The sequence below is a fragment of the Chloroflexota bacterium genome (genome assembly GCA_026710945.1).
In the GTDB taxonomy this organism is placed as follows: Bacteria; Chloroflexota; UBA11872; order VXOZ01; family VXOZ01; genus VXOZ01.
Map to the genome: position 1 here is coordinate 20766 of JAPOQA010000070.1, position 25505 is coordinate 46270.

The 25505-nt window shown below is 58.0% G+C and carries 21 protein-coding genes and 1 pseudogene; 16 read left to right on the top strand and 6 right to left on the bottom strand.

Features of this window, described 5'->3' with window-relative positions:
* Positions 1-12: 12 nt before the first annotated feature.
* The 4 genes and pseudogenes from OXE05_14595 to OXE05_14610 all read right to left on the bottom strand — a co-directional run bounded on the left by OXE05_14595 (position 13) and on the right by OXE05_14610 (position 2091).
* A complete protein-coding gene (locus OXE05_14595) occupies positions 13-411 on the bottom strand; it encodes a VanZ family protein (protein MCY4438544.1) in 399 nt (132 codons plus the stop codon).
* 122 nt (positions 412-533) lie between these two features.
* Positions 534-1043: a transcriptional regulator NrdR gene (gene nrdR / locus OXE05_14600; GenBank protein MCY4438545.1), complete on the bottom strand. Its 510-nt coding sequence runs from the start codon at positions 1041-1043 to the stop codon at positions 534-536.
* Positions 1044-1172, bottom strand: a pseudogene (locus OXE05_14605) (transcriptional regulator NrdR).
* Between the two features lie 160 nt (positions 1173-1332).
* The gene (locus OXE05_14610; GenBank protein MCY4438546.1) at positions 1333-2091 is read right to left on the bottom strand and encodes an AAC(3) family N-acetyltransferase; all 759 of its coding nucleotides are present in this window, start codon (positions 2089-2091) and stop codon (positions 1333-1335) included.
* Positions 2092-2558: 467 nt separating this feature from the next.
* Between OXE05_14610 and OXE05_14615 the strand changes: the two genes are divergently transcribed.
* Positions 2559-4388 (top strand): AAA family ATPase, encoded by a 1830-nt coding sequence (locus OXE05_14615; protein MCY4438547.1) that lies wholly within the window; start codon positions 2559-2561, stop codon positions 4386-4388.
* A 224-nt stretch (positions 4389-4612) separates the two neighbouring features.
* Complete coding sequence (locus OXE05_14620) at positions 4613-7489, top strand: UPF0182 family protein (GenBank protein ID MCY4438548.1); 2877 nt, start codon at positions 4613-4615, stop codon at positions 7487-7489.
* A 227-nt stretch (positions 7490-7716) separates the two neighbouring features.
* Here OXE05_14620 and OXE05_14625 read toward each other — a convergent pair whose 3' ends face one another.
* Positions 7717-7914, bottom strand: a complete 198-nt coding sequence (locus OXE05_14625) for a hypothetical protein (protein ID MCY4438549.1) — start codon at positions 7912-7914, stop codon at positions 7717-7719.
* Between the two features lie 854 nt (positions 7915-8768).
* Here OXE05_14625 and OXE05_14630 point away from each other — a divergent pair.
* The 14 genes from OXE05_14630 to OXE05_14695 all read left to right on the top strand — a co-directional run bounded on the left by OXE05_14630 (position 8769) and on the right by OXE05_14695 (position 23964).
* Positions 8769-9809: an ATP-binding protein gene (locus OXE05_14630; protein MCY4438550.1), complete on the top strand. Its 1041-nt coding sequence runs from the start codon at positions 8769-8771 to the stop codon at positions 9807-9809.
* A 483-nt stretch (positions 9810-10292) separates the two neighbouring features.
* Positions 10293-10544, top strand: a complete 252-nt coding sequence (gene purS, locus OXE05_14635; GenBank protein ID MCY4438551.1) for a phosphoribosylformylglycinamidine synthase subunit PurS — start codon at positions 10293-10295, stop codon at positions 10542-10544.
* The gene (purQ, locus tag OXE05_14640; protein MCY4438552.1) at positions 10541-11248 is read left to right on the top strand and encodes a phosphoribosylformylglycinamidine synthase subunit PurQ; all 708 of its coding nucleotides are present in this window, start codon (positions 10541-10543) and stop codon (positions 11246-11248) included. The genes purS and purQ overlap by 4 nt, the downstream gene beginning before the upstream one ends.
* Positions 11249-11513: 265 nt before the next feature.
* Complete coding sequence (purL, locus tag OXE05_14645; GenBank protein MCY4438553.1) at positions 11514-13724, top strand: phosphoribosylformylglycinamidine synthase subunit PurL; 2211 nt, start codon at positions 11514-11516, stop codon at positions 13722-13724.
* 34 nt (positions 13725-13758) lie between these two features.
* Positions 13759-15213 carry an amidophosphoribosyltransferase gene (purF, locus tag OXE05_14650; GenBank protein ID MCY4438554.1) on the top strand — a complete coding sequence of 485 codons (1455 nt, stop codon included), beginning with the start codon at positions 13759-13761 and terminating at the stop codon, positions 15211-15213.
* Positions 15214-15453: 240 nt separating this feature from the next.
* Entirely contained in the window at positions 15454-16485 is a 1032-nt protein-coding gene (purM, locus tag OXE05_14655) for a phosphoribosylformylglycinamidine cyclo-ligase (GenBank protein MCY4438555.1), read from the top strand.
* Positions 16486-16541: 56 nt separating this feature from the next.
* Positions 16542-17177, top strand: a complete 636-nt coding sequence (purN, locus tag OXE05_14660; GenBank protein ID MCY4438556.1) for a phosphoribosylglycinamide formyltransferase — start codon at positions 16542-16544, stop codon at positions 17175-17177.
* A complete protein-coding gene (locus OXE05_14665; protein MCY4438557.1) occupies positions 17177-17818 on the top strand; it encodes a cyclodeaminase/cyclohydrolase family protein in 642 nt (213 codons plus the stop codon). Before purN ends, OXE05_14665 begins: the two co-directional genes overlap by 1 nt.
* 132 nt (positions 17819-17950) lie before the next feature.
* The gene (locus tag OXE05_14670; protein ID MCY4438558.1) at positions 17951-18817 is read left to right on the top strand and encodes a bifunctional 5,10-methylene-tetrahydrofolate dehydrogenase/5,10-methylene-tetrahydrofolate cyclohydrolase; all 867 of its coding nucleotides are present in this window, start codon (positions 17951-17953) and stop codon (positions 18815-18817) included.
* Positions 18818-18840: 23 nt separating this feature from the next.
* A complete protein-coding gene (eno, locus tag OXE05_14675; protein MCY4438559.1) occupies positions 18841-20127 on the top strand; it encodes a phosphopyruvate hydratase in 1287 nt (428 codons plus the stop codon).
* 264 nt (positions 20128-20391) lie between these two features.
* Positions 20392-21174 (top strand): nickel pincer cofactor biosynthesis protein LarB, encoded by a 783-nt coding sequence (gene larB / locus OXE05_14680; GenBank protein ID MCY4438560.1) that lies wholly within the window; start codon positions 20392-20394, stop codon positions 21172-21174.
* Positions 21165-22331 (top strand): nickel pincer cofactor biosynthesis protein LarC, encoded by a 1167-nt coding sequence (gene larC, locus OXE05_14685; protein ID MCY4438561.1) that lies wholly within the window; start codon positions 21165-21167, stop codon positions 22329-22331. Before larB ends, larC begins: the two co-directional genes overlap by 10 nt.
* A 114-nt stretch (positions 22332-22445) precedes the next feature.
* A complete protein-coding gene (locus OXE05_14690; protein MCY4438562.1) occupies positions 22446-22946 on the top strand; it encodes a hypothetical protein in 501 nt (166 codons plus the stop codon).
* 220 nt (positions 22947-23166) lie between these two features.
* Positions 23167-23964: an MBL fold metallo-hydrolase gene (locus tag OXE05_14695; protein ID MCY4438563.1), complete on the top strand. Its 798-nt coding sequence runs from the start codon at positions 23167-23169 to the stop codon at positions 23962-23964.
* A 142-nt stretch (positions 23965-24106) separates the two neighbouring features.
* Here OXE05_14695 and OXE05_14700 read toward each other — a convergent pair whose 3' ends face one another.
* Complete coding sequence (locus OXE05_14700; GenBank protein ID MCY4438564.1) at positions 24107-25285, bottom strand: M20 family metallopeptidase; 1179 nt, start codon at positions 25283-25285, stop codon at positions 24107-24109.
* Positions 25286-25505: the final 220 nt, after the last annotated feature.

The window sequence follows — 25505 nt, forward strand, 5'->3', positions numbered from 1 at the left end:
GGACTAGCGATTTTACCGGTGCTCTTCCTGCGAATTGTTGAGGCGATTCCACAACTGTTGCGCGGCATTCCAAAGTAAGAGGGCGCACGCGCCGCCGAGCAGATCGACCGCCACGTCCTGCCACGTGGCGCTTCTCCCTGGCACAAAGGACTGGTGAAACTCATCGCTCAGGGCGTAGATGGCGACAATGACGAATGCCAAAGGCTGGATGATGGGGTGGGAGAAACGGGAATATATGGCCCGATACCAGAGCAGGGCCAGCACGGCGTATTCAACAAAGTGAGCGCCATACTTTAGGAGTTGGTCCAACAGACTATGCGAGAGCGACGGCAGTGTAGGTTGGGCGGAGCCGTAGTAGATGAGGGCCATCCAGAGTAGTGGAGGCGCCCAGAAGAACAGGAAATTGCGCATGCGGCCAGGAAACTCGCTAGACAGCTACGCTATGTCGTTGGGAAGGTTTGCAAAGATTAGCCTCCGCTGGACGCCGGGCAGCGCCACTAGCCTTAAACGTTTAAGTGAATGCCAGCGATTTATCAGGAGACCGGAGACTCTTCCGGCAGGAGAGCAATCTGATCGGGCTGGGCGCGGCTGCGCTTCCACTCTTGGTACTCGGCAATCTCTTCAGCAATGCTGTCGATGTCTTCAAAGTGGCGGTAGACTGAGGCGAACCGCACGTAGGCAACTTCATCGAGAATGCGCAGGCGCTGCATCACTTTGTCGCCAATGACCGTGGACTCTACTTCGGGTTCACCTAGCTCAAGCAAGTCGCGTTCGATGCGGTCCACAATCTGCCCAATGTGCTCCGAACTCACCGGGCGCTTCCAGCACGCCGTGCTTAATTTGTCGCGCAGCTTCCCACGGTTAAACTCTTCCCGCCGCCCGTCACGTTTCACCACCGTCAACGGCACGGGATCCACCCGCTCGGTGGTCGTGAACTCTCTCCCGCAGCGCAGGCACTCGCGGAAGCGCCGCGCACCGGCCCTGAGCAGTTGGTATGTGGCGACGCGGGATTCGATAGATTCACAGTGTGGGCAAGCCAGCACTTCCAAGCGCTCATACGTGGTGTACCTGTGACCGCAATTCCCACACTCACGACGGCGGCGAATGCTCATTTCTTCCGGTCGACTGTCAACCACTCGGGTATCATGCTTGGCGCACTGTGGGCATCGCATGGGCATACCTCCGCCGTCTTTTGACGACTCGTCCGTGCAAACGGGACGTCCGAGCAAACAAACTCAACCGTGCCGAGCACCAAAGCACTCTAGCACTAATACAGTCAACACTATAGCACACTATGTAGTTTCCATAAAGTCTTAAACATGCAAGATGTTGTCAGGAGCGTGGTGAGAGGATGTAGTCTGGGTTCGTCGTCAATGTCTCACAAGACACGTCGACGTTTTCGCGGGCATTGATGACGTATGTACGACTCTCTCCGATTACGGTCCGCTTCAAAAGACCGCGCTCGCGGAACACCGGCTCCATGTTGCCAAGATGCCGAGTAATCCCGCGATCGAAGCAGTCGTAGCGACGGGCAGTTACGGTGCGGCTGCGGCCGTCTGCGTCTACTACAACTGCGTCTTCAATCGTTGCGAAGCCCAAGTAAGCGGGACGCGCGATCTCCTCAGCGCAGTGAAAGACCGTATTCGAGCCGAGCGACGCACCAAAGAAAACGACCTTGCCGCCAAGCTCGTAAAGGCGGAAGTATGGTGAATCCGGGCCACAGGGAGTATCGCGATGATCGGCAGTCAGGTAGGCCGCATCGGGTCCAATGGCGGCGGCTGAAGAGACGGGATGTCGGCTGCGCAGCGCGTTCTTCCGCTGGCGAAACGTCTCGGTGATCAGACCGGACGATGATGGCGAATTTCTCACTGAGAAGCGATGCGGCAAGGACTTCAGGACTGAGAAGGTCAACGTAGGCACAAGGACCGTGCCGCCGTCGCCAACCGTCTCCAGGAGCGCATCGATAACTGTATTGGCGCCGCCTTGCACGTAACCGAAGCTGCGCAGCGAACTGTGGACAAGAAGCAGGTCGCCGGTCATGATGCCAAGCTCTTTAAGTCCCGCGCGAATGTCACTTTTATCAACGGTCATAGTTTATTTTCTCTCTGGGTGGACTGCTTCCGTCCCTGAACGATTGGCCCGGTTCCGAGCCAAACGTGGTTGCTCTGGCGGCGCATGGCAGGAATCGGCTCCCGAAGACCTGATTGCGATGCAGATCGGTTGCCGGATTCCCGACTGTGTTCTCGCAATGCATCCCGTTCGTGCAAGCTTTGGCGTCAGGATGGCGAGAGCTGTTCCCCAATAGACAGTCTCGCAGGAGCAGAGGAACCCGCAAGCCGGCAATGTAATATTCCTTACCGTAAGCGGAAGACTCTTATACAATTCTTAAGGTTGTCTAGAACCTAGTGACAATCGCCATAATACTGCATGCTATAATGGGTAGCAGTTGCTACTGGGATCGCTCGCACGGTGTAGGAGCGCAGGAGTCTTGCGAATAGAGCAGAGTGGTACGGTATCAGTAAACAATCGTCCTTTAGTTTGGAAGGCACGGTGAAACTATGATAGGGGGAGTCCTGGGGTTCATCGGTCGACACTGGCGCGGTATCCTGCTATGGGTGCTGGTTGCGATCGGTTTTTGGTGGTCTGTTGCCACCTTCGGCGCAGGCAACGTTCTGCAGATTCTGTTTCTCATCTTCGCCACGCTCTTCCAGCTTGCCTTTGCAATCCTCTTTGTCCTCATTCAATTCGTGGCGTTGTTCTGGTTCCTCGGCCGCGGACGTGTGTACTGGATCATGCCCGGGGGCGAGACCGGAATCTCCTTCAAAGATTATCGCGGAAACGAGCAAGTGCTGGAAGTTTCAGCGCGGATCGTGACTTTGCTGCGTGGTGTACGCGACTTCAAGCGTATGGGCGGCGAGGTTTCACGCGGCTTGCTACTTATTGGACCGCCAGGTACTGGTAAGACGTACTTAGCGCAGGCAATTGCTACCGAAGCAGGCGTGCCCTTTGCCTATGCGTCTGCGCCCGGCTTTCAGAACATGTTCATGGGTGTCGGTAACCTGCGTATCACGATGCTTTACGCAAAGGCGCGGCGGCTGGCGCGGCGCTATGGTTCCGCCATTATCTTCATCGATGAGATCGATGCCGTCGGCACAGCGCGTACCTCGCAAATGGGCGGAGGCGCGGGCATGATGGGCGGCATGTTTGGCGGCGGTGGGATGGGTATGCTCAATACGCTGCTTCTTGAGATGGATCCTCCCAATGTGGATACGAGTTGGAAGGCACGGATTTTGCGTCGCCTCGGTCTGCGTAGAGGGCGAATGGTGCAACCCGTAGTGTTAACTATTGGTGCGACGAACATATCTGAAGTGCTGGACCAGGCGCTGTTGCGACCGGGACGTTTCGACCGCAAGATTACGATTGACCCGCCCGATTTCGATGGTCGGAAAGACGTCATCCAATACTACGTGGATAAGGTACGTCACGACCCGAATATCGACCTTGACAAGATTGCCGCCGACACGGTGGGTTATACGCCTGTCAGCATCAAGTACCTGATCAACGAAGCGGCAGTCGTGGCGCACTTTGAAGGTCGCGACTACATTTCCTATCAGGACTTCAGCCAAGCGCGGGAGACGAATGAATGGGGCCTGCGCCAGCCTATCCGCAGCATGAGCGATAAGGAACGGCGGCGACTGGCGTACCATGAGACCGGACACGCCATATCGATGGCCTTATTGCAGCCTGAGAATAAGCTCTATAAGGTGACGATCATTCGCTATGGACGTGCGCTGGGTCTTGCTGCCAGTACGCCCCTCGAAGAGCGTTATACGCAGACCCGCGAAGAAATTCTGTCGGAAATCAAGGTTGCCCTCGCTAGTCGCGCCGCAGAGGAGTTGTTCCTGGGAACCGGCCTCACCGGGGTGACCTCAGACTTGCAACAGGCTACGCGCCTGGCGATGGGGTACTTTGGCTTCTATGGCATGGGCAACAGCTTCTACTCGTATCTTGCCATGCCCAGCGGCCTTGGCGGCATTGACCCGGATACCAAGCGCCGCATCGAGGCGTTGCTCGATGAGCAGTACCGCGAGGTAAAGCAACTGCTGGCCGAGCATGCCGATGAGGTGCATATCATTGCTGAGCGGCTCCTGGAGGAATTGGAACTGCACGGTGAGGATGTCAAGGACATCCTTGAGGCGCAGCGATCCCAGCGTGAGCCCGTGGGCGCCGGAGTCGCCGCACTGACCGGCTACGCAGGCGGCCTGGCATTGGGCCAAGAGAGTAATGGCCCCTCGGATTCGCCTGGACCAAATGGTAACCCGGTTGTATCGAACGATAGCCAAGCGGAATCAAGCGAGGAAACGGACAAGGAACCTGATTCCCAATAACAGACCGGGAAAGGCTGATTACGCTTGGTTCGTGGCGATTTCGTCATTGGCGACGGCTTCGTCAAAGACGACGGCTTCGTCGCAGACTGCGACTTTGTCGAAAGCGGCGCACTATCAGCGTGCTGAGAGTAGCATGGGGGTAGTGCGCTCTTTTTCTCCGCTCGTTACGCACGTTTAGTGGAACATCGTATCAACGGCGCACGATGTAAACTGAGAGGATGTCCATGCAGCGCAACACCGTGATTGGTACAGTATTCGTCAGCATCGTCGTGCTCATCGCGCTTGTGCTTGTAGTGCCGAACATCATCGCTGATTGGCTCTGGTATCAAAGCCTTGGGCGCACCGATGTCTTTTCCAGAATCATTTCACTGCAAATAGGCCTTTTCGCCACCGGGCTGGTCGTCTTTGGCTCCTTGTACTTTGGCAACATGACGCTGGTCCGCAAGATTGTTGCGCGGCAGGCGTACAGTACGGGCGAAGACTTCCTCTCGAATTCAGCGCGGCGGACCGAGCAAGCGTCACGGATTATATCCGGAATAGTCGGTGTAATTGCTTCCGTAATCTTCGGCCTGCTGGCCTCCGGACAATGGAATACAGTTCTCCGCGCTCAGAACCTCATTGAATTCGGCACCACGGATCCGCTCTTCGAAAGAGACCTCTCGTTCTTTGTCTTCACGCTTCCGCTTTTGGAGTTTGTGCAAGGCTGGCTCTTCCGAGCGATTTTGATGGTGCTGGTAGTCGCGGTCTTTGCGTACGGATTCCGCCTTGTGTTGCCATACATGATCTCGCCGGAAGACGACGAGGGTGAAAGGCGTGAAATCCCCCGCAACATCATTGCCGGAGCGCCCATTCGCGTTCATCTTTCCGTGCTGGGTTTCGTGCTGATGCTGCTGGTGGGCTGGGCCCATTGGCTCAGTCTGCACACGCTGGAATTTTCCACACGGGGCGCCGCCTATGGCGCAAGCTACATTGACGCCAACATCATGCAGCCCGTGCAGCAAGTGCTCATTGTACTGGCTGTAGTGGCCGCAATTGGACTCGTCCTTGGCGGCATATTCAATAAGCAGTGGCTGCCGGTCGGCGGCATTGGATTGTGGTTGCTCGTGCTGATTGTGGGCGGGTGGGCATACCCAGGCTTGGCGCATCGCCTGGAGGTGCAGCCGAATGAGTTGGAACGTGAGCGTCCCTATATTGAGAACAACATAGATTTCACGCGCGAGGCCTACGGCCTCAACCGTATCGTCGAGATGGAGCACCCGGGCGAGCCCGCGGTAACGCAAGAAGAGCTGGTGGGTAATCCCCTGACGGTACGCAACTTCCGGCTATGGGACCCCGAACCGCTGCTGATTACGTACAACCAGGTGCAGAGCATCCGTCTGTATTACGATATTCTCGACGCGGACGTGGATCGCTATTACGTCGATGGCGAGTATCGCCAGGTGATGGTCGGCGCGCGGGAGCTCTCACCGGAGAAGCTACCGGGCTCGGCGCAAACTTGGGTCAACCGCAGGCTGCAGTTTACCCACGGCTACGGCGTTGTAATGAGTCCCGTCAACGAGGTCTCGCCCGAGGGGTTGCCGTCATTCTTCCTCAAGGACGTGCCGCCCACCGGGATCATGGACATTGAACGACCGGAAATCTACTACGGTGAGAAGACGTTTGACTATGTAATCGTCAACGCTCGCATTGCGGAGATTGATTATCCGAGCGGTGAGGACAACGCACGATCGTTCTACCAGTCGCGTACGGGAGTGGGCATCGGTACGTATCTTCGCAAGTTACTGTATGCCTGGTACCTCAAAGACGTGAACATCCTGCTCTCTGACGAGTTGGAACCCGATAGCCAGATCCTCTATCGCCGCCACGTGCGGGAGCGTGTGGCAACGGTGGCGCCGTTTCTCGTCGTAGACCAGGATCCGTATATTGTCGTAGCCGACGGCCAGCTCTTCTGGATCGTTGACGCATATACGTTCACCGACCGTTACCCTTATTCACAACCATTGGCCGGCGCTTTCAACTATATCCGTAACAGCGTGAAGGCCACCGTGAACGCGTATGACGGCACCGTGCGCCTGTACGCCGTGGAGGAAGATGAACCGATTTTGCAGGCGTACTCGCAGGCATTTCCCGACCTCTTCCACCCTTTGAGCGAGATGCCTCCGTCACTTCTCCAGCATATTCGCTATCCTGCGTTTCTCTTCCAGGTGCAGGTCGAACTGTACTCCCTCTACCACATGCAAAAAGCGGACATCTTCTACAATCGCGAAGATGCGTTTTCGCGGCCGCGAGAACTCTATGGCGGCGGTCAGGTGCCCGTGCGGCCCTACTACGTGATCATGCGGCTTCCCGAATTCCCACGTGAAGAATTCATCCTCATCATGCCCTATACGCCAATCCAGAAGGACAATATGGTGGCCTGGCTGGCGGCACGGTCGGATCCGGAGGGCTATGGATCGCTCTTTGCGTTCAAATATCCCAAGGATAAGCTCATTTTCGGCCCGATGCAGATTGAAGCCCGCGCCGATCAAGACACCACGATCTCTCAGCAATTCACTCTCTGGGGGCAGGGCGGTTCACGCGTAATTCGTGGCAATCTCTTGGTCGTGCCCATTGGGCAATCGAATCTGTACGTAGAGCCGATCTACCTGCAATCCGAGCAAGGCCAGCTACCTGAGCTCAAGCGGGTGATTATTGCCAACGGTTCAAACATCGTGATGACAGAAACCGTATTGCAGGGACTGCAGCAGTTGTTCGGTGAGGGGGTAGAGGGAATCTTCACTGAAACTGCCGCGGCGTCGGGAAGCAGTGGGGCTCAAAGCGGTTCAAGTACGACTACCGCGCCTTCGCCCACGCCTGCGCCTGTAATCCTGCCAACGCCCACTGCGTCAGCACAGCCGACGGCACAGCCACAGGTGACACCCCAGGTAGGGGCAACGCCATCGCCGAGTCAGCTTACGCCACCGGCAACCACGACACCTGGGACTGACACCTCGATTCAGGATCTGCTCGATGCGCTTAAGCGACAGAATGAGCTAATCCAGCAGCAACTCGAGCTGAATCAGCAACTCCTCGATGAGTTGGAGAATCAGATCGAAGAGTAGTGCTCCGGCTGGTTGCATAGAGAGTATGACGATAGGATAGTGCCCTGACTTGGCGCATGCGCCAAGTCAGGGCACTATCGCATTGATAGAGCGGCCTTCGCTGTATCTTGGCGACTATACCTCCACCTCGGAGTAGGCACCTCATCGGGCGCCGCCGGCAGATTGGCATCCAAAGTACTGCCTTGCGGGCTGAGACCGCCGGCATCCCGTGCCTTTACCCGGTACACTTAGCGCCTCCCCGCCTCCACCTCGGAGCCCACGTAGCATGTTTCCGCGGTCTCCGGGTCCTCCTGCAGCTCAATGTATTCTCCGGTCGCGAGTAACGACCTGTCCTGGTGGAGTATCTGGTAGCCGGCGACGCTGCTGTCTGCCGGATCGTCCCAACTCAGGGAAACCGACTCATGAGTGATCGTGTGAGGCCCCATTGTCTTTCATGACTGGGAGGCGGCAAGCGCCATCTTTGCCACCGCTCTAATTCTCAATTTCACAGACAGCATAGATTGGCGAATTGCGCGTCCCTGGAGATCCGGCATATCGGTGACGAATTCTTGCGTAGTATTGGTACCCGCGGTGATTGGGTTGTTGTACACTTTCTAACATTGAGAGAGAGTCATGCTGAATTCAGTGAAGGTCAATTTCGAGCTTGCAGCCTTTTCCCCAGGCCCGAATACGTAGAGTTGAAGGCCCGTCGCATTTGTCCGATTGGCACAAAGGCCGGTTGCCGATTTTAGATCTGCGGCAACTCTCTTAGCTCACGCTATCCAACTCTTGCCCTGGGTGTTCCTCTATCTCAATTTAGGATACAAAGCCTTGGAGAGCTGCGATAGGATCTCTTGTTCGATTCTCGGCCAAAGTCATTGGAGCTGAAGAGACCTATAGACACCTCAGTTTGGTGGGATTTGATCTTGAAATCCGCGAGCATTGGACGTAGTTTACTTGCAGTGTCGACCAGCACGTCCTGCGATCAATTGCCAAAGGGTCGTAGGCTTGCCGTGCTTCAGACGAGCGTGACACGTGTGTGTTCTCGCCAAAGGGCGAAGTGCGTGTCATTTCCTGTACTCGTTATGCTAGGTGGCGCCAATTGTCAAGATTGTTAAATTGGGACCCTGAGTTCTTAAATACCAAAACATGTGGCGTGCAGGACCGGGTTTGGCAAGCGATTTGGGCCGATCCTGGGGAGCTGCGGTATGCCGCGACAGTTGCCGTCTGGGGTCGCTGGTTCATAAGTGCCGTCTGCTGCTTTTACTTGCTTTTTCGACCAATACCAATGGAGCAGGCGTTGTACGTTACATTCCTGCTGATATTGCTGCTGTTTGTGATGTACAACGGTTACATACACTATCTGCTCAGGTCTAATCGAACTATGACATGGCATTGGATTATCGCTTTCTGCACGATAGACATCCTCTTCGCTACGTTAGTTGTCGCTGTCGACGGTGGATTCACCACTTTCTACCCCTATTTGATGTATTTCCCCGCGCTGGCCTACTTTGCGGCCATATTTACTTCGTTCACGCTGAACGTCGTATGGGTAACTATGGTAACGACCATCTACACGGCCGTGAGCTTAGCCTTCGGCGGGGGGCTTGATTTCGAAGCAAGAGAAGACAAGACCCTGTTTGCCAGGATTGCATTCATGTTTGCAGTAGTCCTGGTGGTCAACTTGATCTCGAGATTCCAGCGTATGCGGAGATGGGAGGTAATGGAGCGGGAACACGTGCTACAGCAGGAGCGCATTGAGCATTCGCAATCTATTCACGACACGACCGCGCAGGCGGCATACATGATTGGATTGGGCATAGACACAGCCATGGAGTTGGCTGGTGAATCCAACAAGGAGCTGACCGCCTCGCTCCAGGCGACATCCGCGCTCGCAAAGTCCGCAATGTGGGAGTTGAGGCGCCCCATTGATGCAGGTCGAATATTCGAGGGCAAGGAATTGGGGCGGGTGCTACGGTCACACACTTCGACATTTCGGGACATAACGTCAGTTCCAGCCGAGATGGTTCAGTACGGCATCGAGCCGAATCTCTCGGCAGAGATTCGGACGGGGCTCTTTGCTATCGCACACAACGCACTCACGAATGCTTTTCGGCACGCCCATGCGGGGAAGGTCGAGGTCCGCCTGGACTTCGATGACGATTGCATTCGACTTTCTATCGTGGACGACGGGATTGGTCTCCCTGACGACTACCTTAATCGTGGTCATGGTTTTGACAGCATGAGGGCGGATGCAGAACGAATGGGCGGCACGCTCGTCGTGGATACAGGCAGTAACGGAAAAGGCACGACTGTAGCCTGCGTGATTCCGTTTGGATAATTTGGAAACAGAAGCCGATGTGTATTCAGCCAGAAAGTTCAAGGCGATGCTGGTGGACGACCACTCCATCGTCAGGGACAGCCTAAGAGAAATTTCAGATTGATTGGGTGAATTCGCGGTCGTGGGTCGAGCGGGAGATGGCGTAGCGGCAGAAACTCGCGCATAAGATTGGATGCCGGACATCGTCGTCATGGGCGTTGTGATGCCGCGGTAAGACAGCGTTGAGTCTTGGAGGGACATTGAGGATCTGCTGGCAGACACGCGGATTCTCATGCTGACGGCTTCGACATAGGAGAATGTAGTTAACGAAGCGGTCGCGGCCGGTGCGGCGGAGTATCTACAGTTGTGGCGATGGTCCTGGTCTGTACGGTAGACTGAAAGCAAGCAAGGCTCGTGCCGCCGGGCAAGAAGCTGTGCGGTTGGTCAGGGCCTTGAGTTTCAGGAGTCTTGTTCGATCGGAATCTTGCCGAGGTCTCCTTTGCAATGACCATAGCGCGAATTTACATTACCTATAAACCCACGGTTCTTGATCCGCAAGGAAACACCATCCGTGAAGCGTTGCATCACCTTGGCTTTGAGGATGTGAATTCCGTGCGGATGGGCAAGTACCTGGAAGTTGAACTGGGCACGGACGACACATCCAAGGCTCACGCAGAGGTTGAGGCAATGTGCCAGCAACTGTTGGCAAATCCCGTTATCGAAAGCTATCGCTTTGATTTAGAGACCGATCGATGAAGTTTGGCATTGTCCAGTTCCCTGGTTCCAATTGCGATAACGACTGTCTACACGTCGCAAGATCCGTGCTCCAACAGCAGGCAGACCTAGTCTGGCATGAGGAGACAAGCCTTGCCGGATTTGATGCGCTCGTGTTGCCGGGCGGTTTCTCCTATGGGGACTACCTGCGTTCGGGGTCCATAGCGCGGTTTTCTCCCGTAATGCGTGCGGTGACCGCCTTTGCCAATGCCGGAGGGCTCGTGCTGGGTATCTGCAACGGCTTTCAGATTCTTACCGAGGCGGGATTGCTGCCGGGCGCGCTGCTCAGGAATAACTCGATGGAATTCCACTGTGGCTGGGTGAACGTGCGGGTGCAAGGCATGGAGTCACCGTTCATGGCCACCTATCAACCCGGCCAGGTGCTGCGCATGCCGATTGCCCACGGCGACGGCAACTACGTGGTTGATCCGGAGACGCTTAATCGCATGCGTGAGAACGGACAGATATTGCTGCGCTATTGCGATGCGAAGGGCGACGTTGCGCAGGACGCAAACCCGAACGGCTCCGTGGACAATATAGCTGGCATATGCAATGAGGCCGGGAACGTATTTGCCCTCATGCCGCATCCGGAACGTTGCGCGGAGGCTGCGCTGGGAGGTTCCGACGGCTTGGGCATTTGGCAGGCAATGGTTCTGGCGCTTGCAGCCGCTCCTTTGCGAGCGTGAATGCTTCCTGGTATGAACAACAGTGCAACGCCACTACCTGGCTGCTAGTAGTCTAACAACATTGTAGTGATGGACAATTGTCTTTGGCGTCACTGGCCGGCAACGTGGGAAGCGGGCGCAGGTTGCAAACCTACGCTACCGGCGTTCCTACCCGTCAATACGAGCGTGTCGAACCACTAGATACCACTCGATCTCATTGCCCTATGGGGGTCGGACGCCTGCGAGGGATGGAGCCTGCAGATGATTTTCAGGAGTAAGTAACAGCGTGCCTCAAATTGAGTCTGCCGTAACTGATGCTGAATTGAGAGAAGTCTCGCTCACTCGTAGTGAGTACGATCGCATTTGCTCCCAACTTGGCCGTGCGCCAAATCGTGTTGAGGTAGGCATGTTCGGCGCGATGTGGAGTGAGCACTGCGGCTATAAGAACTCGCGACCGCTGCTGAAACTGCTGCCAACCGCCGGGAGGCACGTCCTCATCGGCGCGGGAGAGGAAAACGCCGGTGCCGTCGACATCGGTCACGGGCTGGCAGTGGTCTTCAAAGTGGAGAGCCACAACCATCCCAGCGCCGTGGAGCCGTTCCAAGGAGCGGCGACCGGTGTGGGCGGCATCGTGCGGGACATCTTTACCATGGGCGCCCGCCCCATCGCGCTACTCAATTCACTGCGCTTTGGCCCCTTGAGTGATGCGCGCAACCGCTATCTGTTCAATGGCGTTGTCGGCGGCATTAGCCATTACGGCAACTGTGTGGGCATCCCCGACGTGGGTGGTGAAGTAAATTTTGCGTCTTCCTATGCCGGCAACCCTCTCGTCAACGCCATGTGCGTCGGTCTCATTCGGCAGGATAAGCTCATACGCGCTCGCGCCCACGGCGCCGGGAACACATTAATGCTCGTGGGAGCGGCGACCGGCCGCGACGGCATTCACGGCGCTTCATTCGCTTCCCTGGATGATCCTGAGCTGTCCCATCGCGGCGTGGTGCAGGTTGGCGATCCCTTCATGGAAAAGTTGCTTATCGAAGCGTGTCTGGAGCTGGGTGAAACCGATTACCTGGTGGGATTGCAGGACCTCGGTGCGGCTGGGCTGACAAGCTCTTCCGTGGAGGCGGCGCACAAGGGTGAGAGTGGTGTTGAAATTGACGTGAGCCGTGTGCCGTGCCGGGAAGAGGGGATGACCCCCTACGAAATGATGCTCAGTGAGAGCCAGGAGCGCATGCTTGCAATTGTGCGCCGGGGCGCGGAGGAGAACGTAGCCGAGATCTTCTCGCGATGGGGGCTTCACTCGAACGTAATCGGTCAGGTTACCGCCGACGGCATGGTGCGGGTTCGCAACGGTGAGGAGTTGGTAGCTGACATCCCAGCGCACCTGCTGGCGGACGCGCCGACGTACGAGAGGGAAGGCACCCCACCGGCCTACCTACAGGAAACGCACGCCTTTCGGCAAGAGACCTTGCCCGAGCCACAGGACTACAATGATGTCTTTCTCAAGTTGCTCGCAAGCCCCAACATCGCGAGCAAAGAGTGCGTCTTTCAGCAATATGACTACAGCGTCCAGGTCAACACCGTGCAAGGCCCCGGCGGGGACGCGGCGGTGCTGCGGGTCAAGGGAACGCCGATAGGGCTTGCCGTCACGATAGATGGCAATGGGCAGTACTGCCAGCTTGATCCATTTGCAGGCGGCGCTATCGCGGTAGCGGAAGCCGCACGCAATTTGGCGTGTGTGGGCGCCGAGCCGCTCGCGCTCACCAACTGCCTCAACTTCGGCAACCCGGAAAAGAGCGACGTCTACTACCAGTTGGAAAAGGTGATACGCGGCATGGCCGCAGCCTGCGAGGCGCTCGACGTGCCGGTGGTGAGCGGGAATGTCAGTCTTTACAATGAAACGCGCGGTCAGCCCATTTACCCCACGCCGATGATAGGCATGGTCGGCAAGTTGGATGTTGTAGAGCAGAGTGTCACAATGGCATTCCAAAATGAAGAAGACGTGATTGTGCTTCTCGGCCCGCAAAGCGATCACTGCGGTGGTAGTGAGTATCTGGCTTCAATTCACAGTCGTGTGTCAGGTAAGGCGCCTCCCATCGACCTCGGCATGGAAGTGCGTGTGCAGTCCGTCTGCCGTCAGATTATTCGCGCCGGCGTGATAAACAGCGCGCACGACTGCTCTCAAGGGGGCCTCGCCGTAGCCCTGGCGGAGAGCGCCATTGCAGGTGGCATTGGGTTTCAGGTGGACCTGCCGGGCGAGGGTCGAGCGGACGCTCTCTTGTTTGGCGAGGGACAATCACGAATTGTCGTTAGTGTGCCGGAAAAGGAGATGGCGGCGGTGAGCGTGGCAGCCGAAGAAAACGGTGTGCCGTGCACAGCGATCGGGCGTGTCTGGGGCGACGCGCTCGTGCTGGGTGACAGGCTGTCGGTTTCACTGGCATCTGCACGGCGGGCGTGGCAGAATGGAGTTGCGGAGGCACTGGCTGGGGAAGGGTAATGAGCACGCAGATTCAAAGAGGGGCGCGTACGCTATGGATGGGACTCCACCTACCACCGACACAGATTCCCCGCGTGAAGCGTGCGGCGTGTTTGGCATATACGGTCGCGACCTCGATGTAGCCAAACTGACCTATTTCGGCTTGCACGCGCTCCAGCACCGCGGCCAAGAGAGCGCCGGCATCGCCAGCGCCGACGGCAAGCAAATGCAGGTCTACCGCAAAATGGGGCTGGTTTCTCACGTATTCTCGGAAGAGATCTTGGAGGACCTGCAGGGAATCCTGGCAATAGGACACACGCGCTATTCCACGAAGGGATCAAGTAGAGAAGACAATTCCCAGCCCATTTACGTCGAAGGTCCGCTCGGGCCGCTGGCGCTAGCCCACAATGGAAATCTCGTTAACGCCGATCAATTGTTAGACGATTTGGAAGAACTAGGCGTTCGCCCGAAGTCCTCCACGGACAGTGAGATTGCCGCCTGGCTCATTGCCCTCGCGCCGGGAAGCACCTGGCCTGAAAAATTGCAGCACACGCTGCCCCGCCTGGTGGGTTCGTATACCTTTGTGATGGCGACGACAGACCAGGTATTGGCGGCGCGCGACCCGCTGGGGAACCGACCCCTTTGCTTGGGATCGGTCGATGACACCTGGGTGGTGGCTTCCGAGAGTTGCGCGCTCAATACGGTTGGCGCGGAGTTTGTCCGCGAAGTGGAGCCGGGTGAGCTGGTTACGGTGGGTGAAGACGGGCTTCGTTCATACCGCATGCAGCCGGTCCAGAAGCGGGCCGTCTGCATGTTCGAGTTTATGTACCTTGCGCGGCCGGACTCGTACATCGAAGACACGCTCCTCTATCATGCCCGGCGCGAGATGGGCCGCCAGCTTGCACGGGAACGCCCAACGCCGGGCGCCGACCTGGTGATGGGTGTGCCGGAATGCGCCATAGCCGCGGCTCAGGGATACGCCGAAGAAAGCGGCCTGCCGCTCCGCGACGGCTTGGTGCGCAACCGCTACATTCACCGCACCTTTATCCAGCCGACCGATCAATTACGGCGCGAGGGCGTGCACATGAAGTACAACACGATGCCGGAGGTGCTGGAGGGCCAGCGCGTGGTCGTAGTAGACGACTCCATAGTGCGCGGTACGAATACGCTCCCTATTGTGAAGATGCTGCGTCAGGCCGGCGCCGAGGAGGTGCACGTCCGCATTGCTGCCCCGCCGATCCGTCACCCGTGCTTTCTGGGCGTTGACATGCCGACCCGGGACGAGATAATTGCCTCCGCATTCCAGTCGCGAGAGGAAGCCGAAATGGCCGTTGGTGCGGCTATACAGGCGGACAGCCTGGGCTACCTGAGTATCGATGGCATCGTAGAGGCCGTTGACTTGCCCTACAACCACTTCTGCCTCGCTTGCTTCAATGGCGATTACCCGGTGCCTGTGCAGATGGAATTCGATAAGCTCTCGTTAGAGCAAGTGCGAGCAACAGTTTCATGAACGCGATGGAGTGCATTGAGACCGGGACCGGGCGCTGTAGCAAGTCGATTTCTAACGGAACGGCGACTTTGCTACCAAAGTCTACAGAGGACCGTACGGATGCATTGCAACGCCCTCTTCGCAAGAGGCAGTGGGCCCAGAGAACTCCTGCCATGTGGGATGTGAGCGATCGGGTGTTTGCCCGCGTAGCGTTTAAGTCCATTCCGGCCGCACTACTCGTTGATCGGAATCTTAAGGTTCATGCGTGACTCTCCGCATCCCCCTTTGACCTATCAGCAAGCCGGCGTAGACATCGACGCCGGGGCTGAGGCCGTTCGACTCTTCAAGTCTCAGGTGGAAGCCACTCACGGACCAGAGGTGCTTACCGGTATCGGCAGCTTTGGCGGACTCTTTCAGTTTCCCACAGGCTACGTTGAACCGGTGCTTGTAGCCAGTACCGATAGCGTCGGCAGCAAGATTAAGCTGGCGACACAGTTAGAGCGCTACGACACGGTCGGTCAGGACATCGTAAATCACTGCATCAATGACATTCTCACTCTGGGAGCGCGACCGCTCTTCTTTCTCGATTACGTCGGGGTGGGCAGGCTTGTGCCTGAAGTAATGAGGGATGTCGTCTCCGGAGCGGCAGTGGCGTGCAAAGATGCCGGGTGCGCGCTGCTGGGCGGTGAATTGGCGGAGATACCCGACCTGTACGCCGCAGGCGACTTAGACTTTGCCGGAACAATCGTAGGAGTTGTAGAACGCGCCAAGATCGTCAGTGGCGAGCGCATTGAGAACGGTGACGCGGTGCTAGCCTTTCCCAGCAACGGTTTGCATACGAATGGGTATTCGTTGGCGCGCCGTGTCTTTGCTGCTGATGCGTTTGAGGTGACGGCGCCAACGCTGGGAGCGACGCTGGCGGATGCCTTGCTCGCTGTGCACACGTGCTATCTGCACGCCGTGCAGCGTCTGTGCTCAAAACTCGACATAAAGGGAATGGCGCACATAACCGGCGGCGGACTGTGGGACAACATTCCAAGAGTCCTGCCCCAGGGAACACAGGTCCGCCTGCACTGGGGATCGTGGCCGGTGCCGCCAATCTTTCCGCTTTTACAGCAGCGTGGGGGAGTAGAGTTCGATGAGATGTGCCGAGTCTTCAATATGGGCGTCGGATATGTAGTGATCTGTGATGAGGGAGAGGCGGCAGAAGCCCTGCGACTTGACCCCACGCTTCACCGCATTGGAGTGGTTGAAAGCCACACGGGCGATCCGCGTGTGGTGATATCGCGATGATTTTGTAGCAGAAGAAGGGCAACTGGTCGAAATTGGATGCGGAGACCGCTCTGCGCGTGGCAGTGCTCATTTCGGGACGAGGCAGTAACTTACAAGCGCTCATTGATGCGATCGATGAAGGTCGCCTTGACGCCGAGATTGTCACAGTCATCTGCAATCACCGAAACGCGCCGGGCATGCAAAAGGCTCACGCTGCCGGCATCGCCGCGCATGTCATTCTGCGGCGTGACTATGCTTCCCGCGAAGCACAGCACGAGGCAATGTTGGCATGTGCGCAGCAGCATGGAGCGGAGCTAATCGTGCTCGGCGGCTTTGACCGAGTTCTATCAACCGCGTGGATGGGGGCCTATCACAATCGGATCATCAACATTCATCCATCGCTCTTGCCAGCCTTTGCGGGAGGCATGAATCCGCAGCCGCAACAGGATGCCCTGGAGGCCGGGGTTAAGATTGCCGGATGTACGGTGCATATTGCCACAGATGAGGTGGACGCCGGCCCAATCATTGCTCAAGCTGCGGTGCCCGTGCTTGCGGACGATACCGTAGAAACCCTCGCAATCCGCATCTTGGCACAGGAACATCGACTGCTGCCTCAAGTCGTAAGCTGGTTTGCCGAGGATAGAGTGCACGTCGAAGGAAATTGCGTGAGAATTGCCGGGGTGATACCGTCCCGCTGGTGGAGCGACGCCTAATGAGCGGCACTAATGAGAGTCCGGGCGCGGTGGTTACCAATCAAAGCATCCATGCATATCTGGAGGCGCTCTCTGCGCGGGAGCCGACGCCCGGTGGAGGCAGTGTGGCGGCATTGGTAGGCGCGCTTGGCGCGGGTCTGGCTGCCATGGTGGCCAATTTCACTCGGGGCAGAAAAAAGTATGCGGCGGTCGCTCCCGAGGTGGAAGAGCGGCTCGCCCAATTGAGCCAATCCTTGCGCGCGCTCGAGGAATTGGTACAGGAAGATATCGAGGCCTACGGGGTAGTTGGAGCGGGATTCGCGATGCCGCGCGGCTCCGATGAAGAGCAAGCAGCGCGGTCCGTGCATATCCAGCAGGCATCGATTCAGGCTACGGAAGTACTCTTTGCCATCGCTGACGGGTGCGTACAGGTGAGCGATCATGCCTTGTGGCTAGCGAAGCATGGGAATAGCAATCTACTTGCGGACGCCGTAATGGCGGTCCTCCTATCGGAGGCGGCACTGCAAGGGACGGTTGTCACAATTCGCTCAAGCCTCGGCTTTATCAAGGACGATACGGTGGTTGCTGCGATGGGAGAGCGGTTGGTCTCCTACGACAAGATGACGGAGGCGCGGGAAGAGGCACTGTCGTGCGCCCAGTAGCGTAGCGTTGGCGGGAATTCGCCGAGAGATAGAGACGATTGGACCAAAGGAATTGTGACTGGGCCGCAAGCTGTGAGTCCAACGAGGCCAAGAGCGAGAATTTCGGAGAGATTGAAGAGGGGACGGAGCGAAATGGCACTAGTGCTTGACGGTCGTCGCATCGCCCGTACTTTGAGTTGGAGACACCGAGACGAGCTTGCAGATATTCAAAGACGCTTGGGACATCCTCTGACGCTGGCGGTTGTGCGCGCAGGTGATGACAAGGCTTCGGCGAGCTACATTCGCCAAATTGAAAAGCTCTGTCAGCGTGTGGGTATGGAGTTTCAAGAGCACGTGCTTTCTTCGACCGACCGCGAGCAATTCATTGGTCGTATATGCAGCCTGAACGTCGATCCGCGTGTAACCGGCATCATGCTTAGCTGGCCTTTGCCGGAGGACTGGGACCAAGAGTTAGTCGCCATGACCTTGGACCCCCGCAAAGATGTCGATGGTTTGCATCCCTTGAATGCCGGACGCGTGTTTTTGGGTGGTCAATTCCTGGGTATGGAGGCGTTCGTGCCGAATACGCCTGCGAGTGTAATATACTTGCTGCGACATTACGAGATTCCCTTGCGCGGCAAACATGCCGTGCTCATAGGCCGCAGCAACGTGGTGGGACGGCCTTTGGCAGCACTACTCATTGCCCATGACGCCACCGTAACCGTGACGCACAGCCGCACGGCCGATCTTGCCGGTCACACCAGGCAGGCCGACATCCTCCTTGTGGCGATGGGAAGACCCAACTTTGTCTCGCCCGACATGGTGAAACCGGGGGCGGTCGTGGTGGATGTTGGCATCAACGTAACTCCCGACGGCCTCGCCGGAGATGTTCAATACGACGCTGTGAGTGAAGTGGCAAGCGCGATTACACCGGTACCCGGCGGCGTTGGCTCCGTGACGAACGCGATGCTCATCGCGAATACGATACGGGCCGCCCGCTTGCAGTCCACTTTGGCCTGAGCCGCTAACGGAGGAACCTACTCTTGAGTGCAAGCACGATTAGCGAAGTACAGGGGCGGGAAATACTCGATTCCCGCGGCAACCCGACGGTTGAGGCTGAAGTCCGGCTGACGTGTGGGGCAGTCGGTTGGGCCGGCGTGCCGTCAGGCGCGTCAACGGGCATCCACGAAGCGGTGGAACTGCGCGACGGCGACAAAGTGCGCTACGGCGGCAAAGGCGTGCTCAACGCAGTCAGCCACGTAAACGACACCGTTGCCGGTGCCGTCATTGGTCAAGATGCGCTGGAACAAGCAGCAATTGACCAAACTCTCATCGCTCTGGACGGCTCGCCGACGAAGGCAAACCTTGGCGCCAATGCGCTGCTGGCGGTCTCGTTAGCAGTTGCCAAGGCCGCGGCTGCGTGTGTGGGCCTGCCGCTCTACCGCTATCTTGGCGGTGCGTTCGCCGACACATTGCCCGTGCCAATGATGAACATCCTCAACGGCGGCAAGCATGCCGCAAATTCCACGGACTTTCAGGAGTTTATGATTCTGCCGGTGGCTGCGCCGACATTTCGCGAGGCGTTGCGCTGGGGAGCGGAGACATATCATGCCCTTCACACAATTCTTGAAGAAAAGTTGCTGAGCACGACGGTGGGCGATGAAGGCGGTTTCGCACCGTCGTTAGCCACCAACGTGGCTGCTATCGAGACAATCATGACCGCAATCGAGCAGGCCGGATTTCGCCCCGGTGAAGACATCTACATCGGGCTCGATCCGGCTACTACCGAGCTCTATGCAAACAATGCATATGTCTTGGAACGAGAAGGTAGGACCCTATCGAGCGAGGAACTGGTGGACTTCTGGACGGATTGGTCCCGGAGATTCCCGATCATTAGCATAGAAGACGGGCTGGCTGAAGACGACTGGGATGGCTGGGTTGGATTACAGGCCCGACTGGGCAGCCAAGTGCAGCTTGTGGGCGATGACCTGCTTGTGACCAATACGCGGCGCTTGAAAGAGGGAATAGAACGGCAAGCTGCGAACGCCATTCTCATCAAGCCCAATCAGATTGGCACGCTCACCGAGACACTCGATGCCGTAGCGATGGCCCGGCAGGCCGGCTGGGGCGCGGTGATTTCCCACCGCTCCGGAGAAACCGAAGATACGACAATTGCCGATATTGCCGTGGCGACCGGTGTGGGTCAGATCAAGACCGGCGCGCCGTGCCGCTCCGACCGCGTGGCAAAGTACAACCGCCTGCTGCGCATCGAAGATGAACTTGGCAAGACTGCCGTCTATGCGGGCGCCGCGGCATACCCGTTCCTTTAGACCTGCACGACCGAAGAGTGCCGTGATCGCGGCTGTGCTCAAGTCGGTATGTGACCTTGGGGTGTCCAGCCGGGGAGCTGGATATTACTCGCAAATTCTGTTCCCGAAACTCGCTTGCCCGCTTAGGCAATTGCTTTGTAGATGCGTTGCGCCTCTGGCACACGACGGCCTGCGCTACAATAGTCGTTGCGGCGAGTGACGCAAGTATCGCCACATTGTTGCTTGGTAAAGTGATTGAACGCACTGGAGTCTGGTGTTCCCCTGATGGACACAAACACATTACGCGCGCTGCTCACGGACTTGCAACGTGGGACCGCAGACATAGAGCAGGTGGTACGCCGGATACGGTTGGCTCCCTACGAGGATTTGGGTTTCGCCAAGGTAGACGCGCAACGCCAACTGCGGGTAGGCTTCCCGGAGGTTATCTACTGTCCGGGCAAGACTTCGGCACAAGTCATCGGCATTGCCGAGGAGTTGCTCGCCCATGATCAGACCGTCCTGGCCACACGCGCAACACCGGAACTCTTTGCGGACGTGAACGCGCGGATTCCGGCTGCCGAGTACCATGAAGACGCCCACGCCATCGTCGTCCGCCGCGAATTGCAGCACCTGGCAGAGGGACGGGTAGCGGTAGTCGCTGCAGGCACGGCTGACTTGCCGGTAGCTGCTGAAGCCAGCTTAACGGCGGAACTGATGGGGTGCCGGGTTGATCGATTGACAGACGTGGGTGTGGCAGGGCTGCACCGGCTTTTGCTCAACCTTGAAACCGTGCAGCAGGCCCGCGCCGTGGTCGCCGTGGCTGGCATGGAGGGCGCGCTGCCGAGTGTGCTTGCCGGTCTGATCGATCGACCCGTCATTGCCGTGCCGACGAGTGTGGGGTACGGGGCCTCGCTCGGTGGCCTGACGCCGCTCCTCACCATGCTCAATAGCTGTGCGGCCGGACTCGCCGTCGTGAACATCGATAATGGCTTTGGCGCAGGATACATGGCCGGCATGATTTGCCGCATGGCGGAAGTAGGCAGTGTCCAGGATGCGTCATGCGAATAGCCTATTTCGACTGCTTTGCCGGCGCCTCGGGCGATATGATGCTTGGCGCTCTGGTAGATGGCGGGTGGGCGCTGGAAGATCTCAAGGCGACCTTTGCCAAGATCCCGCTCGGCGGCTACGAAGTTCGGGCGGAAGAGGTGCGCAAGGGTTTGCTCCGTGCTCTGCAAGTTCACATCGACATCGATGCACACGAGCACAAGGTAGAACGTAATCTTGGCGATATCGTGCAACTGCTCAAGACGAGTAATCTGGAAGACGACGTTGCTGTTACGAGCGAGAGGCTCTTTGTCCGGTTAGCAGAAGTAGAGGGCCGTATGCACGGAGTTGCGCCGGAGGCGGTGCATTTTCATGAAGTCGGCGCGGTGGATTCTATACTTGATATCGTTGGTGTGGTCGCGGGACTGAAGGCGCTCGGCGTTGAGCGCGTTGTTTGCTCGCCCGTGAATGTTGGCGGCAGCCCCCCTATTCAAACCCGTCACGGCTGGTGGCCGATTCCGGGTCCGGCGACGCTGGACCTCATGAAGGAGAAGCCAATCTATGCCACACCGGACATGGGCGAGACGCTCACTCCCACCGGGGCGCTCGTGCTCAGCGAGTTAGCGGACACATTCGGCCCCATACCAACAATGCAGGTGGACCGCATTGGCTACGGCGCGGGTATGCGCGACACTGACATCCCCAACGTCTTACGCCTCATCATCGGGGAGGAGTCTGTTGGTAACGCTACTGGCATGGCGACTGTGATCGAAACCACCATCGACGATATGAATCCGCAGTTGTATGGACATGTTGCCGCGCTCTTGTTTGCAGCCGGCGCGCTGGATGTGACGCTGACCCCGGTCCAAATGAAGAAAGGACGGCCCGGGCATGTGCTCAGTGTGCTCACGGAGGCCGCAGACCATGCGCCTCTCCTGGACATAATCTTTCGAGAGACAACGACGATTGGCGTGCGGCTGCATCGGGTCGAGCGGATCAAGCTTGAACGGCAGGTAGAGCACGTGGATACACCGTGGGGCACGGTGCGCCGCAAGGTGGCGCATTGGCGCGGCAAGGTTGTGAATCGTAGCCCCGAGTACGAGGACTGCCTGCGGGTCGCTACGGCGGCGCAGGTGCCGGTAAAAGAGGTAATGGACTTCGTGCGGACAGCGGGACAGTAGCGCCGGATCACTTTGCCACTATGCGGGGCTGTTATCATAGAATGTGAGGGGCGCGCTGCTACGAACGGCACGTGCCGGGGCGAAAGCAACCGTTGAGCAGAAGGGGTGCCGAATATGGGGTCTTCTGAGGTGCGGCCGGAACAGGCGCCGGCAGGCAATGACGTTTCGGAAGACGCTTCTCAAGAAGCAATGAGTGACGGCGATCAACAGGCTGCCGGAGACGCTTCGGAAGTTGACGAACGCTTTCAGATCACAAACAGTCTCGTGCGGCACGTGGTCGCCGATGATATCGACATGCAGAACACGGCTACCGGCGTCGTGCAGGCGGAGGCTGCGTCGCTGCAACAAGGGCTGACAGGGATCGCTGCCGGCCACGAAGTCAGCGTAACCGAAGGGGCAACATGGCTGGTGGTTGGCGGCAGCGTGGATACGAACTACTCCGTGTCGCAGTGGATCGTCGGCGGGCAGATCGAGGCGGAGCAGGTTGCCAGCGTGGTGGTGGTCGGCGGTCGCGTTAATGGCAACGTCAACACGCTTCTCGATACGCGCGGCGCGGCGATCTGCGGTCTCGTAATCGGACTCTGCTACGTGCTCTTTCGTCTCATTCGCCGCTGAGCGACACTTGGACGGGAGCCTCGTGTTCCAGGTGCGGGACAAGCTCTGCAGTACCTGGGTTAGCAAGTGGCATTGTGCTCTCCCATTCAGAGGCTCATGCACGACTTGGGCCTGAGATTGAACTGACCCCCTCTCCTTGAAACAGATCTGAATCGCTCAGGCCTGAAGCCGATTGGTTCGCAATCAAACGCCAAGGCACCCGCTAGAAAGGGATTGTCTCATGCAGCTCACGGATACCGTTCATCTCGTTGGTAGCGGCCAGAACGGCTTCAGCCTTACCCACCCGTTGGATTGCCATGTGTATCTGCTGGACGGCGGTACGGAGCTGGCAATCATTGACACCGGCGTGGGCAGAGACGTGCCGGCGATTGTGGGCCAGATAGAGGCGGCAGGCTTTCGGCCCAGCGACATTACGAAGATTCTCATCACGCACCTGCACCTCGATCATGCCGGCGGCGCGGCGGAATTGCAGCAACTATGTGGTGCCGAAATAGTCGCTTCCCAGGACGTGGCAGGTTGGCTTGAGACGGGTGATGAGGAGGCCGCGAGCCTGGTGGCCGCGCGTCAGACGGGAATGTATCCGGTAGAAAACCGCCTGCGGCCGGTTTCCTCCGCCACCGGAGCTTCAGGTGGCGACGTAATTCGTGTGGGTTCCCTCGCTGTAACGGTAGTGAAAGCCGATGGGCATAGCCAGGGTCACCTGGCATTTCTGGTTGACGAGCGCGCCGCAAGCGACGACTGTGCGGAACGTGCAGACTGCACGGAATACAACGACTGCGTTCGCCGTGCCCTCTTTTGCGGCGACGCCCTCTTCTTTGGCGGGCGCATCCTGCTCCAGAACATTTGGGATTGCTCGCTTGAGGAGTCCATCGCCACCGTAAGGCGCTTTGCCAAACTGGAATTCACGCAGTTCTTCCCCGGCCACGTGGGCTTCAGCTTGCAAGACGGCAAGCGCCACGTCGACGCCGCCATGGCGCACATCAACCAACTTCTCCCTCCCCCACAGCTTGAAGCGTAGTTGGGAGCGCGGAAACGCCTCACGCTAGGAGCATGTTCCGCCGAAGGGCTGGTGGGTTGTATCTCCGTGTCTACTAGTGCTAAGGGCAACTGCGTCAATGAGCGAGGTCACCCCATAGCAGCAATCCAAGACGGATTGCTCGCTAGGGCTTGAACTCGCGGGCGATTTGGGCGTAGATGTCGGCGCTTTGAGCGACTTCGGTGAGGTCGACGCGTTCGTGGTCGGTGTGGGCGTAGCCGATGTCGCCGGGGCCATAGACGATGCAGGGCACACCGCTCTTGACTTGCAGTTTGCTGGCGTCGGTGCCGTAGGTCACGCCCTGCGGCTCCGGCGGGAGGTTGTGTGCCCGCAGCGCGCGCATAGCGGCCTGCACGATCTCCTCGTCTTCAGCCGTATCCAGCGGCCAATCGGCGAGGTCGCGCGAGGCGACACTGGGATGCAAGTCCGGCTTGGTTGCAGCGAGTTGCTCCATGGCCTCTTCGAATTCCCGGATTGACCCCTCCGAAGTCTCACCTGGAATGATGCGGCGGTCTACCACCACCTCGCAGGTCTCCGGAATCACATTGGCCGCGTGGCCGCCGTGGATGATACCGATGGCCCAGGTGGGATACCCCACCAGCGCATGCGAGCGCGCCGCAAAGCGCGGGTCCAGCGTTTCGCGCAAGTGGTGAATGACGTCGACCATTTGGTAAATCGCGTTGTTACCCCGTTCAGGCTGGCTGCTATGGGCGGGCCTGCCCTTGGTTTGCAGCGTGAAGCGCACCGCGCCTTTCGTGGCGGTCACCAGCTCTAGCCTTGTTGGTTCGCCAATCACTGCTGCTGTTACTTCAATCCCTTGCTCTATGAATCCGACGATGCCGCGAAAGCGGTACTCTTCATCAACGACGCCGAGCAATCCTATGTCATAGTCAAGGTCTTCCGGGTGCTTTGCCAGTTCGCGGATTGCCAGTATCATGCCCGCCAGGCAGCCCTTGGCATCGCAGGAGCCCCGCCCGTGCAGCGTGGTCCCCTCCACCCGTGGCTCCAAGGCTTCCGGCCCCCACGTATCTACGCCGACCGTATCCATGTGGCACTCGAAGAGCAAAAGACCCTTGGAGTTGGGCACGCGCAGCCGGCCGAAGACGTTAGACCGCCCCGGCAGCACCTCGTGTTGCTGAGTCTCCATGCCGAGGTCCTGTAGCTGAGACTCGACGAAGTCGGCAAGCCCGCTTTCGCCGCCGGAGCCATCGGCCATAAAGGCCGGGTTCATGCTCGGAATGCTTACGAGGGCGGAAAGTAGCTCGGCAGTTGCTTGTATGCGGCTGGCATCGACGGCGCTCATAGAAGTCCTAATTCCTATCGTTTTGGGGTGTGCTCTATACAGGCTTTCGCTTCATGGTAGCAGATTCGATGATAGCGGGAGGGGTGCCTGTTTTCATGAAAACGGGATAGCTACACTCCCAATTGAGACCTTTACGAATTGCTTTCCCTTGAGGGAGAGAGATCGGGATTGGGGTGAAGAACGGCTTGAAGGCGAGCAATGCCAAGCCATCCACTCCCCC

Coding starts and splice junctions, on each gene's coding strand:
- OXE05_14690 (MCY4438562.1), top strand. CDS start 22,446: ATGGGGTCTTCTGAGGTGCGGCCGGAACAGGCGCCGGCAGGCAATGAC.
- purQ (MCY4438552.1), top strand. CDS start 10,541: ATGAAGTTTGGCATTGTCCAGTTCCCTGGTTCCAATTGCGATAACGAC.
- OXE05_14610 (MCY4438546.1), bottom strand. CDS start 2,091: ATGACCGTTGATAAAAGTGACATTCGCGCGGGACTTAAAGAGCTTGGC.
- OXE05_14625 (MCY4438549.1), bottom strand. CDS start 7,914: ATGGGGCCTCACACGATCACTCATGAGTCGGTTTCCCTGAGTTGGGAC.
- OXE05_14670 (MCY4438558.1), top strand. CDS start 17,951: ATGGCACTAGTGCTTGACGGTCGTCGCATCGCCCGTACTTTGAGTTGG.
- OXE05_14615 (MCY4438547.1), top strand. CDS start 2,559: ATGATAGGGGGAGTCCTGGGGTTCATCGGTCGACACTGGCGCGGTATC.
- OXE05_14695 (MCY4438563.1), top strand. CDS start 23,167: ATGCAGCTCACGGATACCGTTCATCTCGTTGGTAGCGGCCAGAACGGC.
- purF (MCY4438554.1), top strand. CDS start 13,759: ATGGATGGGACTCCACCTACCACCGACACAGATTCCCCGCGTGAAGCG.
- larB (MCY4438560.1), top strand. CDS start 20,392: ATGGACACAAACACATTACGCGCGCTGCTCACGGACTTGCAACGTGGG.
- OXE05_14595 (MCY4438544.1), bottom strand. CDS start 411: ATGCGCAATTTCCTGTTCTTCTGGGCGCCTCCACTACTCTGGATGGCC.
- purM (MCY4438555.1), top strand. CDS start 15,454: ATGCGTGACTCTCCGCATCCCCCTTTGACCTATCAGCAAGCCGGCGTA.
- larC (MCY4438561.1), top strand. CDS start 21,165: ATGCGAATAGCCTATTTCGACTGCTTTGCCGGCGCCTCGGGCGATATG.
- purS (MCY4438551.1), top strand. CDS start 10,293: ATGACCATAGCGCGAATTTACATTACCTATAAACCCACGGTTCTTGAT.
- OXE05_14665 (MCY4438557.1), top strand. CDS start 17,177: ATGAGCGGCACTAATGAGAGTCCGGGCGCGGTGGTTACCAATCAAAGC.
- OXE05_14700 (MCY4438564.1), bottom strand. CDS start 25,285: ATGAGCGCCGTCGATGCCAGCCGCATACAAGCAACTGCCGAGCTACTT.
- OXE05_14620 (MCY4438548.1), top strand. CDS start 4,613: ATGCAGCGCAACACCGTGATTGGTACAGTATTCGTCAGCATCGTCGTG.